A 14,936-nucleotide genomic window follows, 5' to 3' on the forward strand; every position below is an offset into this window, starting at 1 on the left:
AGGATATGTGACTAAAAATTTGATGGCATGAAAATAGAAAAAATAGACAGTTGCCCATGCTTCACCGAAAAATTTTAATAAATGGAGGAACAAAACATAATGATTCAATTAATCAATCAAACTGTGATGCATAGTTATCCAGGAATGGTCGCACTCGTTACAGTGTCTCATGGAGAGGAAAACAATATTATGGCTGCAGGCTGGCACTCATACATATCCTATCAACCGCCTATTTATGGAGTATCTATCGGCCGTGAGCGCCATACTCATAAGCTGGTTAAATCTGCAGGCAGATTCGCCATTAATTTTGTGCCATATGAATATTCGGCTCTTATACAGCAATCAGGTGTGTATTCAGGTTCAAAGGTGAACAAATTCGAAAAAGCGAACATCCGTTTCGACCACGGATCAGCAACGAATTCACCGATACTAAGTGATGCATATATAGCATATGAATGTGAAGTCATAGACTGCAATAGTTATGGCGACCACGATTGGTTCGTTGCAAATATCGTACAATTTTACAGGGATCCTGATAAATTCCTTGAAAACGGCATGCCAAATTTCGATAAGCTTACGATTCCGCTTTATTTAGGAAGATCCACATACACAAATGTAAATCAACATAGTGATTTTGTTTCGCATAAGATAGAGGAATAGCAGGATACTAAAAAACACGAAAAGTGATCTGAAGAAGGCTCAGAAGATTTTTCGTGTTTTCTTGTGTAATTGTACGTTGAAGAGAATCGTCCTACATTTGAATATAAGGAAAACGCTTAGAAAACAAGATTCTTTTTGTTATGTAGGTATATTCTCTTCACTTTTTTATTGAAGAGAATATACCTACATATAATTGAAATGAAGAGAAAGTTCCAACATAATTAACATAAGCATTCCGATAAAGTAGGGAATGGGAGCAATGAATTAAAAACTGACCTTTAGGTTATTACTTTTCCACGAATTATTAATAGGTGGACATAGGTAAAAAATTTTATAAAGAATGCACTTGTATTCTAAACTTACCTTCTAAACGAAAAGAACTATTAACAAAAAACCAATGATTTTTCATCTGTAAAAGTCGTATTATTATTTGTTAAGCTATTTTCTTTATTTAATAGGACTGGTTGGTTAAATTCGAATTAAAAATCAGGTTACAATTTTTCTCGAAATCGGGGAAACTAATAAGTATAACAATAATTTTTATGATTACTTAAAAAAGCCTAAACCAATTACGGATTTAGGCTCAGAGTAAGTTTTTTAATGAGGTTTATTTTAGTTATGTATAAACTAACAAGAAAATTTTATAATACACTCCACCTATAATTTGTGAAATAAAAAGTTTCCTGTTTACCATTGTAAGTGAAGCTCTCGGAATTCCACATGTTTATTTTTTCGTCGACTCCAAAAATATTTTTCCGGGTGTGAAATTTTACATTGTCATTTAGATTGTGATATACATACCTAGAAATACAAATATGATTAGGAGCTTTAGCCAAGTCACTTAGTCTTACAGCTTTATTCACTGCATTACCTGCCCAAAAAAGACCTTTATTATTTAAGTCTCCACCAATACCAATTTTAGTACATAATATTTTTCCATCGTCTAAACCGATTCCAAAATCTATTGCCGAATATTTACTTAACAGCTTATTTATGCCACTTTCTTCATGGGATATCATATACTTCATTTGCATTGCTGCTTGAACAGCACTACTTAATGTATTTTTTGAAGTTCCTGGAAAGTACACTAACATACTGTCCCCATTAAAACTCCGTACAGAACCTCCTAATGCATGAGCAAGGGTGGTAATTGTATGGAAATAAGCCATGTGAATTTTTGCAACTGTTGATTTATTATGATTGTTTAATATTCCTGTTGAACCTCGCATGTCTATATGTAGAACCGTTGCTTCAAATTTAACTCCTTTGTTACCGAAAGTTAACTTTTTATCATCTATATCTGGAACATAGTCGACATCTTCTACGACGAAATTTGTATCCATTATTTCCTTAACTTTTTTCGTAATGCTATCTTTTTTTCCCATTGTTATACCTCTTTTCAAACAATATAAGAAAGTAAAATAAAAAACAAAAGTATTATACCCGTTAGAAGCAAATGATTAGTCGTTTTAGCGAAATAAACTGTTTTCTTATCCAGAATTTTTGACACTTCAAACACTTGTCCTAAAAGATTCACTGTTAAAGCATCCTCATCCATGCTCTTATACTGATCAATTAATTGTTCCTTTCCAATTTTAGAAATATGATAATAATAAAATAATGAAGATTCACCAGTCTGATAATGTTTAGCAGTTCGAGGTTTTAAAATTAAAACAATAATTATATAGAATTGGTAGGTAATAAATAATACCAACGCTAAACCGGTTATAAGTGTTAGGAAAGAAAGGATTTTCTCGTTTAAGCCAGTAATTTCATTTATATTTACAAAGCTTAATTTTTTTGAAAATTCTATAAAAGCAGTTAGAAGAAATCCATATAATACGAGTAACGCACCAGCTTTTTGATCAATAAATTTTATTAAGTCTTGTATGTTTTTAAAGTTTTCGAAAATCATCTCACGTTTATCCATTTTAATATCACCTTCTTTACTGTTGGTTTGTAATTATTTCCAATGAACAATATAATTCTACCATAAAATAAATTGTTAAAGTACACTCTAAACTCAAACGAGAATATCCGTTTAACTACAAAAATTTAACAAAGCTTTTATACGTAAAATAGTTATAGAAATTGAAAAAAATTTATTCAACCGATTTTCTTAACGTCTACCCCTCAGGGAAGGCGTTTTTTTAATAAAAAACTAGTAATGACTTATAATTTTTGAAATATGTGGATAACATGACAATACACAGTAAAGGGAGTGATAAATTATGAAATTCATAGAAATCAAATTAACCAAACATTCTATTTATCTAACAGAAGAAGAAATTCGTAGGTTACTATCAAACCAACCAGAAGTATATATAGAAGGTATTAAAAGAGGGAAGGCCTTCAAAAGAAGCAACCAATTGAAGGAACGAATAAAAAACAAACACAATGAGGAAATAAATTGAGTATTTCCCATTACTTTATATATTCATAGATATTTCAAATTAGAGTAAGCTATATGTAATTTATGAATCGAGGTGTGACAAGTGTATGAACCGCATCCTATAAAGAGGAACAGCTCTTTTTATAAGAATTATTGGGAGTCCTATAGTCCTAAATTAAAACGTGATGTCTGCTATCTTGGACAAGCGAATTATGAATTATGGCTGCTGATTGAAATAAATCATGAAATAATATCATTTTGTGAACGTCCTTTAGTGATATCGGGTGTTTTTAATAAGAAAAAAATCGAAGTAATTCCTAACTTCTGGCTAAAATACAAAAATGGCCAGGAAAGCCTTGTAATAATTGAAGCAAGCAAAAGTGAGAAACAAAAAAGAGAAATTACCTTTTTAGCAGAATGGTGCAAGAATAATAACAGACAATTAGAGGTAAAAGAGTATTCTTATCTATTAAAAAATCAACTATTAATAAATAATGCAAAGCGGATAATCCCCTATCTCTCTAATTCTTACCCCATAGATTTAGATATACATAAAGTTAGTAAATGTCTATCTTTTGAGAAAAGGACAATAAAAACGGTCCTGAATGAATTAAAGGCCTCGATTACTGAGCAAAGAATCATAGTAGCTCTATATAGCTTAATATTCAATAACAAAATAGCATCCAATTTACACTTAAAACCATTAAATATAAATACGGAGGTGTGGCTCCATTGTCCAGAAGAAGAATCACAGAATCATACGATAACGAATTATTAAATATAGCCAAATGGCCAAGAGCAAATTTAAATGTCATGCCCGAACAAGATTTGGAGACTTATAAAAAAAGAAAAAAAGCTGTAGAGATGTTTATAAAAGGCGATTCTCTTAAAGAAATAAAGATAGAGACTGGCATAGATAGGAAAGAAATTAATAATTTTTTCAAGAAGTGCTTATATGAAGATAAGTTTGGGATAATATACGGATTTAATGCATTAATACCTGGAAAGACAATCAAACAATATAACAGAAAAGAGTTACCAAACTCTACATCAAAGAAGCACTATAATCAGCAGACTGGAGCGTTTGCACTTTTGTTAAAAACCTATCCAGTATTACAAGAATTGATCGATACTTTATTTTTCAGAAATAAGAATAAGTCTCTAATCGACCCTGTTATGAAAAAAAACAGAATACATAAAAGGTTTATTGAGAAATGTAGAGAGTTAGGATTAAAAGCGCCTTTTGATTACCCCTTTAACACTAAAGAGTTAGCAAGAAGATCTCTATATAGCTATCTTCAAAAATTAGAAGAAGATAAAATGTCTGATGCAAGCTATAGATACAACAGTGAAAATGAACATCATGATAATATTAATAGTCACTTTAACGAACAAGCACCTACCCATTTAAAACCATACGAGAGGGTCCAATTTGATGGACACAAAATTGACCTATCCCTCTCATTAACTTTTGAAACACCTTCTGGAGATGAAATTACTAAGGTTTTAGATCGAATTTGGTTATTAGTGATCATGGATGTAGCATCCAGAGCAGTTCTTGGATACCACATATCATTAAATAAAGAGTACAATTCAAACGATGTTCTGCAATGTGTAAAAAAATCAATAGAGCCTTGGAAGCCTCTTAACTTAACTATTCCTGGATTAAAATATCCACCTAACGGAGGACTACCATCCGGACTGATAAAAGAATCAATGTGGGCTTTGTGGGATGAATTTTATTATGACAATGCTAAAGCCAATTTATCCATCATAGTAAGGGACAGAGTAAAAAGAATCATAAACTGCAGAGTAAACGCTGGCCCAATCAAATCCCCAACCAAAAGGTCCTTGATAGAGAGATTTTTTGGATTACTTGAGGAAAATGGTTATCACCGATTAACAAATACAACAGGTAGCAATCCTAAGGATCCTAGAAGAAATAACCCAGAAAAACAAGCTCTTAAAATTAAGATGAATATAAACGACCTTGAAGAATTAACAGATGTGTTAATTGCTGATTATAATTCTACACCTAATGAAGGAACAAGTTATTCAACGCCATTAGAAGCATTACAACACAGAATAAATAAAGACCCAATTATACGCAAACTTCAGGAAGAGGAGCGAGACAATATTCCATTTTTATGTGTTGAAGCTAAACGGAAAGTAAAGGGAAGTATAGAGCAGGGAAGAAGACCGTATATTCAGTTTGAAAACGTAAGATATACAAATGAACTTTTACTTAGGTCCCCAGGCTTAATAGGAAAAACACTGGATCTAGTTATAAATATTGATGATGTAAGGTTTTTAACTGCATATTTACCAGATGGATCAGAACTAGGAAAATTAGTAGGAAGCGGTTATTGGGGGAAAACAAAGCATAGCTTGGCTTTAAGGAAAGAGATTTTTAGTTTGAGAAATAAAAAACTCATTCACTTTACCACAAAAGATGACCCTATTAAGGCTTTTCAACAGTATTTAAAAGAAAAAGCAATCACACATAAAAGATATAGAAATAAATTAAATTCATTAGAAAAAACTTTAGCAAATGAACAAGAAGTAACCAAAAACATACCAGATACATCCGAGAGGGAAGAGGTTAATACGTCCAAATTAAACAATGTAAGTCCCATTAAAATAAATACTAAAGACACTATGCCAATTGTTGAATTAGAAAATAAAAAAAGATTAAAGAGAACATTAACCTTCTAATGAATTGTCGAGGTAATAATTATGGAACAAGCAAATCAAATTCAAGTTTCTCAGAACTTAGGTCGTCCAATAATATCAAAAGGCAGTCATCCGATCGAAACAGGTAGATATTTGCTGGCAACAAACGAAATCCAAAAATTGTACCTTAAAATACAGCAGTGTTTAAATAACCGTTTTCCTGGCGCCATAATATATGGTCGTCCGAGACTTGGTAAAACAAGAGCAATAAAGTATCTGACTCACATACTTCCCAATGAATTTGATGGATTACCTATTTATTTTATCACTTGTCGGAAGTATAAAAACCCTAATGAAGCTGTTTTTTTTGAGGATCTTTTAATCGATGTTGGACATGGAACTCCTTTTTCTGGGAAGGCAAATGTTAAACGACAAAGATTGCTAAAATTTCTAATTCAAGAAGCTGAAGTCTCTAGACAAAAACGAATAGTACTTTTCATAGATGATGCGCAAAGATTACACGAAATACAGTATGGATGGCTGATGGATATTAATAACGAGTTGGATAGATTTGGCGTCTCTTTAACGGTTTTTTTAGTAGGTCAACAAGAGTTACTCGATCAGAGGTCCGTATTTCTTGAATTAGGACAAGCTCAAATAATTGGCAGGTTTATGGTACAACAACATAAATTTGAGGGAGTATGTAATCGCTCAGATATGTATGAATGCCTACTAGGTTACGATGAAGATTGTGAATTCCCTTCAAATAGTGGAGTCAGCTTTACTAAATATTATTTTCCTGATGCATTCGTGCATGGATTTAGATTGGCAAAGTATACTGATGAGTTAATGGAAATTTATACAGAAATGAGAAGAGAAGCTGGACTAAGTTCTCGATTTGAAATCCCTATGCAATATTTAACTTTAGCCATAGAATTTGCCTTAAAGAAATATGGTGTTGAAGGTGAGGATTTGAACTCTATTTCAAAAACCCAATGGATTGATGCCATTAAGTACTCAAGTTATATAGAATCTGAATTATATAGTGCTATCTAATTATATTAGACTGCGTTAAAAGGGTTGAAATTATTTTGAATCGCATACATCTAGAACCTTCAGATACACTAAGCGAAAGGTTAACATGGGATATTAAGTGGATAGCCGATTATGAATCACCTTGGGGAATTATTGAAAAAATCAAGCATGCCAACTTAATTACCTCAAAAGAGTTTTTAAAAATATGTGGAACAGCACATGTTAAGGGATTAAAATCAAATATTGGTTGGAATCACCGGGAGTTATTAACCCTAAAAGGAATAGATGATAATCAATTCAAACATTATTTCGGTTTTTCTATAAAAGAACATAATAATAATCTTATTGATATGCTTTGCAAACCACTTTTTGATGGAAAAACAAATGTAAATAAATACTTTCATAGCGGCCTTTATATTTGTCCAATTTGTATTAGAAAAGGATATCATAGTGTTTTTCATCAACTTAAGATTATTGACGAATGTCCTTTTCATTGTCAAAAACTTATTCAGGCTTGTGAACGTTGTAGCAGATGGTACCGAAATGACTTTGGTTATGAAATAACCAATAAAGCTACCCTTCCATTTCACTGTAATTGTGGGAATGGATATTTAGAAGTGAATGACGAGCTATTCCCTGACTGGTATAGCCCGAGAATGGAAGACATAAAATCAATAGAATTAAAAAGATGGATAACTTTAAATGAAGAAGAGTTAAAAGTGTTACAAGGAACCTATTTTTTACAACATAAAGACTTTCCTTTACAAAATAACCTTTTGAAAAAAATGATAACTTTAGTTTCTGACATACCGCATTTTAATAAGGGTAGGATGGTATCTAATGGTTCAATATCTTATTCAAAAATTAAGGAAAATATGGATCCTTTATTACTTCTCGATAGATTTCCCTATAGAAATCCCCATTTAAATGTTATAGATGATATATTTTTATCCACCAGGCAAACGGTAAAAGCTATCAGTAGGAAAATTCGTAAAGAGGTCTATAAAAATCACCGAAGTTGCCTAAAGCGAATGAAGAATCATCTTAGAGTGAAAGAAGAGGATGATCCCTTTTTTTGCCCAATAGCTTTCGCATACCTAGAAAGCAGGAAAAATTTACAAGGTTTTAATGAACCAACAAGTGTTGATAATCGATATTCCTATGAAGACAGATTAAATGACGAAGGATTTGATGTTGCAAATAGAATTGATAGAAACTTAATTCTGGCTATGACAAAAGATTTGATTCGATCAGATAATTTCAATTTTAATGTACCTAAATTAGAGTGGGTTATTAATAGAGTAATTGCCCATTTATATTCACACCATTTTATTAGTTTGCTTAACACTTTATCTACGATAAATAGAGAAAATGGTAATATTGATTACACGAAATATAAAAATTTAAATCAAATCTTAATAGTAAATTCCAGGTTAGACAACTGTGATAAGATTTATTGGGTGGATTATTTACCTGATTATAGTAAATTAATTACAAAATTTAGTGAACTTTGTCCGAATAAAAGTGTGAAACAAAGAAGAATTAAAGCTTCTGAAAATAGTTATAACCCAAGGAAACTAGCAATAGAGAAATTGGATTCAAGAAGAAAAAATTAAATATATTTTATGCTGCTGGAAAATTTTTCAGCAGTTTTTTGTATTTCTTCACTTCTGGCTGTCAATAATGATATTGAGGGGGTAGGAACATAATGGGTACAATTATAATAATTAATAAGGATATAAAGAAAAAATCTTTATTAAACTGGAATAATAGCTGGATTAATAAGTTTGAATCAATTTGGAGTATATTTGAAAAAATAAAGCTAGCAAACAATATTAGCAATAAAGAAATTTTACATCTGTTCGCAAGTGATAAAATTGCTCCAGCTAACAATCGCTCAATATATTTTTCTGAATTTAATTCAGAGACGAATATATTAATTGGTTATGATCTCTATAAACATCAATTGAACATAGTCAAATTACTTTCTACTGGACTACCAATTGATAATTTCCCTCTTGAAAAGTTGTTTAGAAAGGAAGTTACAACTTGCAAAACATGTATAGAGTTTAATTATCATAGCATATTCCATCAATTTAAGTTCTTAAGCTACTGCCCTTTTCATAAAATACCTTTGGCTATCACTAACCATAAAAAGAATATTATAGTTGATGCTTCTCTTGATAGTAATTTTCAACTTAATGCAGTAAGTAGAGATGTAGAAACAAGCGAAAAAGTTCATTTGTTTTTTAATTCAAAAAAGAAATGGCAAACAGTAAACTCAAATAAATTTCAGTTAAGCTGTGCTGTTACAAAAGAATTAATTGAAAAAAAATCAACTAAAGGAAATGTAACTCTTTATTTTGATCCATGTGTATTCTTTGTCAGGGAGGCTGCTTTAGAGAAGTATAACTACATTTTATCTAATAAATATAAAGTGAATATTGGTAAAGAAGAGTGCCTTACCTTCAGTAGTCCAAAAGTAACTAATCATGAAGAGAAATTCAATTTTACTGAAAACGACTTTAAATTACTGTATTTATCTACTCTAAAAACCTTTTATTCTATTGTAAGGCACCTTAAAGCTACCATATTATTTAAACACAAAAAATGTATAGAATTGAATATAAGAAATCATCCTGTTAAACCAAAGTGTCCATACTCAAACACTTACGTTCATTGGAGAAAGTTTATTGAGGGGCTTAATAATATTTCTGAAGTAGAGAAAAAAATTTCAAAAACTCATGATTCTTACCTTAATTTTAAAGTTTATTGCTACCAAGAACATGGTTTTTTTGAAAGACTTTTTTATACAACGATATCCTCTATTGATGAAAAATTTAGAACTCGCAAATTAGTTTTGTGGTTAATTAATAAAATTTATGGAAAGGTTATTACTAACTATTTCTATTGTTGGTTCGAGCACTTTCAGCGAAGGGAAGTCAATGAAAATACTTATTATTATTGTCCTCTAGAATTGGATTACATACCAACTTTTATAGTTGAAATAAATAAGGACCAAAAAGATTCTGTTAACCTTCACATTTGGAAAAAGTAACCAAGTTAAATTATCTTATCAAAAGTTAACAAACCAAATACCTAAAAGGCATTTGGTTCATTCTGCTTATTATTATCTAGTCCGATTTGATTCTTGTTAATATATCTAATATTCTCGCATCAGAATTACCTAGTAGACTTAATAAGGTTAATGCATCTTTATTACGGTTCCAATGTTGTACCGCATAAGATTGTCTAAGTTGTTGGGGACTCATACTTTTTGAGAATGAATTTGTATATTTCTCAACTATTAGTTGAATGCTTCGAATTGAAAGGGGTGTGTAACTTCCTAAATGGTTTTTCCCAAATAAGGTTTTACTTTCATTTAAAAAACTTTCCTTTATCAATTTAGAATAGTGAACTTTTAAGTGAGTCAAAGCTGTTAGTGAAATTGGTACTAAGACTTTTTCTCCTTTTCTTATAACTATTATTATTTTTTCCTCCCACTTTATATCATTTTCTTTTAACGAAATTACTTCTGCTGCACGTAAGCCAGATTCTAAAATCAAGCTAACAATTGTTATATCTCTATTTTTATTCTTTTGGAAGGATGTGCGTTGCCGTGCTGAAATATTTTCTCTTTCATAATCATTTATTATAAAGTCTAATAATTCCTTTGTTTTACTTCCGGATAAAATAATGGTTGAAATTTCATTAGCTACTGTTTGCTTCGTTTTCTTTCTCAAATGAATATAGTTCATAACATTTCTGTTAAAATAACTCTCACCATCATCATCTTCATATTCTACTGTAAGATATACAAATAATGAACGGAGGGATGAAATTTTTCGGTTAATTGTATTATCCGAATGTTTCATTTCGAACTCTAGCCAATTTAGATATTCTTGAACTTCATTCTTACTCAACTTTTCTAAATCGTATAAAGTAACAGATTCAGAGGTCCTAGATATAAATATTCCTTGTTCACAATTCCAATTTAAAAAATGATGGATGTCCGAGGCATATCCATATACTGTATCAAACGAGCGTTTATTTTTAATTTTAACATCCAAGAACTCATTAACAAACCACGGAAGTTGGCCCTTTATATTTTCAATTGTTTTTAATTTTCCTTCATGTAAATTCATTCTGCTTTTCTCCCGAATTACTTCATTTTTAACTAGGAAAGATTAAACGTGTAATTAGTCTACTATAGAAATTAACTAAAAATAATATCTAAAAATGTTCCAATTATTTGAGGCCTATTTTGGGGTTCGTTCTTGTCTAGTTAGTCTTTAAAATACTTGAAGCTCATTATTTTGCAACCAAACACACTTTTACCTTTAAAAGTGGCGTCATTTCTAGGAACCAACTACACCTAATTAAAATCAAAATCATTTCTATACAATTATCTCAGCTTATCCACAGCTCCTTAAAAATGAAGGTAGTTCCCAATAATCTTGAATGAATTCTGTTAATGAACTAGTTGATCATAATTGGTGAGAATCAGGAGTTCAAGCGTTAATGAAAGCCATGCATTACGAAGTCTATATCGGTAGAAATTGTATATTGTAGATTAAAATATTGCAGTAAATATGAATTTCAAGAAATTGTTAAAATGTTTCTTGATATTTTTCTTTTTGTGATGTGCATCACATTTCCGATAGGAGAACCCGGTTATGCTATCGGTGTAATCACATTAAGGAGGAATTCAGATCATGAGAAAATCTTATTTTAGAGGGATAAGTTTAGTGATAGCAGCAGGTATCTTTCTTGCCGGGTGTGGTACCGAACCTGCCAAAGATGTTACAGAGGCGACTGCCAAGGAAAAGCAGCAAGTCGAAGAAAAATCAGAACAAGCATCAAAAAATGCTCAGGTAGACAAGTTTTATTTTACAGCCAATGAAGGGGGAACAATAAGCAAGGTAAATGCTATGAACAATGAGGTTGTTAAAACGATTCAAGCAGATGGGGTTGTCCATAATATTCAAGTGTCACCCGATGGAAAGACAGTTGCTGCTACGATCGTCCCGAGCATGGGGGCTCACGGAGGTGACGAGCATGATGATGGAGGACATGAAATGAAAATGAATGGCACTGCCCTTTTTTATGATACTGAATCAGATGAGTTGCTGAAAGAAGTAGAAGTCGGCAGCCATCCGGCCCATGTTGTGTATACAGAGGATGGAAAATACGCCCTTGTCACAAACAATGAGGACAATAATGTTTCCGTTATTGATACTAAAGACTACACTGTGGTCAATACAATAGGAACAGGGAAAGGCCCGCATGGCTTCAGGATATCAAGCGACAGCAAGCATGCTTATATAGCGAACATGGGTGAGGATTCTGTCAGTGTCATTAATCTCGAATCAATGAAAGAAGATCGCAAAATACAGGTAGGTGCCGCTCCGGTCACGACAGGAATAAGCGCTGATGGGAAGACATTGGTAACAACGCTCAATGCTGAAAATGCTCTGGCAATTGTTGATCTTGAAAGTGGAAACATAGAGAAGGTAGGAGTCGGTATTGGCCCGGCTCAAGTATATCTTGATGCTAATGATCAATTTGCCTACGTGGCCAATCAGGGAACAGAGAGTAATCCTTCTAATAGCATAACGATTGTAGATTTGAAATCAAAAGCAGCAGTTTCCACAATTGAAACGGGTAAAGGAGCGCATGGTGTGGTGCTGAGCGGTGACAGTAAGACGGCGTATGTGACCAATATGTTCGAAGATACGGTAAGCATTATAGATCTTGAAGCGAAAGAAGTAAAACAAACGATTCAGGTTGGAGAAGTCCCAAATGGGATCACGATCATGAAGTAATGGATGGATGCCGCGCCTCTTATCTTGGGGGGCGGCTTTTTGCATGAATGAATACAATTATTCGTCACATAAACTCGATTGTTTCTACACATTTGACTTATAGAATCAAAATGAATTAAGGGTTCCCCTTAGTAAAGGAGGCTTTGTATACCATGAAGCTAGTAAAATGGACAGTAAATACAAGTAAACTAATCGGGGAGATGAATGGACAAGTATAAAAGAATCGTGCTGTTGGCAGCAACTGTTAAGCGATTCAAAAGGCTAGCCTGATAGCCAACGCAATTTGACTTCGACTGCCGGAAAGTGGCTTGAAAACTTCAGTCTTTCGTAAAGAAAGAGGCCAATATCAACAACTCCGGTAAGTTTAGAAGAAGTTGCGAGGACTAAATCTAGTTAGGTTCCAACTAGGGAGGAAATCGGAAAAACACATTGGTGAAAGGCTATATATACCGATTGAAGAAGGGACTGAAAGTAAAAAAGGAAGCCAGGTAGGCTTCCTCTTTGAAATCAGTTTCTTATTCTACATTTTAATGCTCTAACGGAAGATGTTATTATTCAGGTTTATTATTTGCATCAGGATCTGGAGTGAAGTTTACTTTAAACCCATCATATTTAACCATATTCACCATTCCTGCAGTGGCATGATGCAAATCGTGACAATGGAATAGCCAGTTACCAGGATTGTCTGCTTTAAATGCAACGACATATTCATCACCAGGTTTTAAATTAATCGTATCTTTCATGATTGGAGCACCTTCTACAGGTTTTCCATTTTTGCTAAGAACCTGGAAGAAGTGACCATGCAAGTGCATAGGATGGTCATCCATCATAGAATTGTTGGTCAGTGTTACTTTAACAAGATCGCCTTCCTCGACATTTATACTATCAGTTTCTGGGAAAGTTTTGCCGTTAATCGTATATGCCATTTCGTTGCCATCCATCGTTGTGTTTAAATCCATTTTATATTCAATATCATATTTTTGATCCAGTGAAAATTCACCCTTTTCAGAGCCGCCATAATTCATAAAGGAAAATTCAGGTAAATCTTCGGACTTGTTAGATTTGTCAGCTGAATCAGTAGAGTTTTCATATTGAATTTTTGTATTCATTCCACTTGAACCTTCCATATCTCCGTGGCACTCTATGAACCATTCTCCAGGGTTGTTTGCCGTAAACTCAATGTCATATCTCTCACCGGGTGCTATTGAGATTACTTGATCCTTCAATTCTTTTGGTTTATTTAGTTCTTGTCCGTCAATTGCTGCGACTTTAAAGTCATGGCCATGCAGGTGAATTTTATGAGACATATACCCTACATTGACAAGACGAATTCTGACCTTTTCTCCTTCTTTGACCTTTAATGGTTCAATGCTGTTACCGCTTTTGCCATTTATCGTAAAGATATCGTAAGCACTCATATCGTGGCCCATTTCTTCCATTCCATCCATGCTTTCATTCTCATTTGACCCCATATCGCCGTGATCCATGCCACCAGAATCAGTTTCTTTATCACTGTCCTCGTCTGAATCCATATTACCGTGGTCCATTCCCTCCATACTGGATTCAGCTTCTTCTGGCTTGCTCATCCACTCGTCTAGCATAAGGGTATAATCACGATCATAAGACTTATCATTTGGCTCTACAATAAATGAACCATAAAGCCCTTTATCCATTTGTTCAACAGCATTTTGATGGGTATGATACATATAAGTTCCCGGATCCTCAGGGGTAAATTCATAGGTGAAGCTTTCACCTGGCTGGACTGCATTTTGTGTCACACCTGGGATGCCATCCATTTCATTTGGCACTGTAATTCCATGCCAGTGTATAGAGATTGGTTCATTCAGTTCATTTTTAAGATTTATTTTTAATTTCTCTCCTTGCTTTACCCGAATTTGGGAGCCGGGAACAGAACCATTGAAAGTAAGTGCTTTTACACTAACATCCTCACTTAGCTGATGCTTGGCTTCTTTGGCAATAATATTTATTTCATTGCCAGTAAGTGTTTCAGTAACGTTAGCAGTTTGTAGACCTTCTAAATTTTCTTTTACTTCAGAGCTAGGTTCTTCTTCCATGTTTTTATGATCCATTTCACTCATACTGCTACTGGAACAGGCAGCAATAAAAAGGGTGGAGAAAATGAGAATTGAAAGTAACTTTAATTTCATGCTGTATACCTCCTGAAATTTTTTTAAGGAAATCATAATACAAATAATTGCAGAAATTATGGATGAAAATTCGTCGTTTTTTTAGAAATAGTTATTTGGGTATGAGTTACCATGAAATTTTTGTAAAGTTTTATTTTATCAATTAATAATTAGAAATTTCTGCAAAAAGTAATGTTAAGATTG

General features: G+C 32.8%; 12 protein-coding genes. 8 read left to right on the forward strand and 4 right to left on the reverse strand.

The features are described from left to right. Positions 1 to 99 precede the first annotated feature (99 nt). Positions 100 to 660: a flavin reductase family protein gene (locus FOF60_RS12625; protein WP_192472080.1), complete on the forward strand. Its 561-nt coding sequence runs from the start codon at positions 100 to 102 to the stop codon at positions 658 to 660. 641 nt (positions 661 to 1,301) lie between these two features. On the opposite strand, the gene FOF60_RS12630 is transcribed toward FOF60_RS12625, so the two are convergent. Then, positions 1,302 to 2,045 carry an adenylate/guanylate cyclase domain-containing protein gene (locus FOF60_RS12630; protein WP_192472081.1) on the reverse strand — a complete coding sequence of 248 codons (744 nt, stop codon included), beginning with the start codon at positions 2,043 to 2,045 and terminating at the stop codon, positions 1,302 to 1,304. 14 nt (positions 2,046 to 2,059) lie between these two features. Further along, positions 2,060 to 2,590: a Pycsar system effector family protein gene (locus FOF60_RS12635; RefSeq protein WP_192472082.1), complete on the reverse strand. Its 531-nt coding sequence runs from the start codon at positions 2,588 to 2,590 to the stop codon at positions 2,060 to 2,062. Between the two features lie 301 nt (positions 2,591 to 2,891). Here FOF60_RS12635 and FOF60_RS12640 point away from each other — a divergent pair, with 301 nt between their 5' ends. From FOF60_RS12640 to FOF60_RS12665, 6 genes are all read left to right on the forward strand, one after another. After that, positions 2,892 to 3,074, forward strand: coding sequence for a hypothetical protein (locus tag FOF60_RS12640; RefSeq protein WP_192472083.1), 183 nt, complete (start codon positions 2,892 to 2,894; stop codon positions 3,072 to 3,074). An 81-nt stretch (positions 3,075 to 3,155) separates the two neighbouring features. Then, the gene (locus FOF60_RS12645) at positions 3,156 to 3,830 is read left to right on the forward strand and encodes a hypothetical protein (protein WP_192472084.1); all 675 of its coding nucleotides are present in this window, start codon (positions 3,156 to 3,158) and stop codon (positions 3,828 to 3,830) included. After that, positions 3,785 to 5,767 (forward strand): hypothetical protein, encoded by a 1,983-nt coding sequence (locus tag FOF60_RS12650; RefSeq protein WP_192472085.1) that lies wholly within the window; start codon positions 3,785 to 3,787, stop codon positions 5,765 to 5,767. Before FOF60_RS12645 ends, FOF60_RS12650 begins: the two co-directional genes overlap by 46 nt. Before the next feature lie 21 nt (positions 5,768 to 5,788). After that, the gene (locus tag FOF60_RS12655) at positions 5,789 to 6,781 is read left to right on the forward strand and encodes an ATP-binding protein (RefSeq protein WP_192472086.1); all 993 of its coding nucleotides are present in this window, start codon (positions 5,789 to 5,791) and stop codon (positions 6,779 to 6,781) included. A gap of 35 nt (positions 6,782 to 6,816) precedes the next feature. After that, positions 6,817 to 8,376, forward strand: a complete 1,560-nt coding sequence (locus tag FOF60_RS12660) for a hypothetical protein (RefSeq protein ID WP_192472087.1) — start codon at positions 6,817 to 6,819, stop codon at positions 8,374 to 8,376. A 92-nt stretch (positions 8,377 to 8,468) separates the two neighbouring features. Further along, positions 8,469 to 9,818: a hypothetical protein gene (locus FOF60_RS12665; RefSeq protein WP_192472088.1), complete on the forward strand. Its 1,350-nt coding sequence runs from the start codon at positions 8,469 to 8,471 to the stop codon at positions 9,816 to 9,818. 76 nt (positions 9,819 to 9,894) lie between these two features. On the opposite strand, the gene FOF60_RS12670 is transcribed toward FOF60_RS12665, so the two are convergent. Then, entirely contained in the window at positions 9,895 to 10,905 is a 1,011-nt protein-coding gene (locus FOF60_RS12670) for a tyrosine-type recombinase/integrase (RefSeq protein WP_192472089.1), read from the reverse strand. Between the two features lie 570 nt (positions 10,906 to 11,475). Between FOF60_RS12670 and FOF60_RS12675 the strand changes: the two genes are divergently transcribed. Then, positions 11,476 to 12,585 (forward strand): YncE family protein, encoded by a 1,110-nt coding sequence (locus tag FOF60_RS12675; RefSeq protein ID WP_192472090.1) that lies wholly within the window; start codon positions 11,476 to 11,478, stop codon positions 12,583 to 12,585. Positions 12,586 to 13,136: 551 nt separating this feature from the next. On the opposite strand, the gene FOF60_RS12680 is transcribed toward FOF60_RS12675, so the two are convergent. Continuing rightward, positions 13,137 to 14,753, reverse strand: a complete 1,617-nt coding sequence (locus FOF60_RS12680) for a multicopper oxidase family protein (protein WP_192472091.1) — start codon at positions 14,751 to 14,753, stop codon at positions 13,137 to 13,139. Positions 14,754 to 14,936: the final 183 nt, after the last annotated feature.

It is taken from the genome of Mesobacillus jeotgali (assembly GCF_014856545.2).
Taxonomy (GTDB): domain Bacteria; phylum Bacillota; class Bacilli; order Bacillales; family Cytobacillaceae; genus Mesobacillus.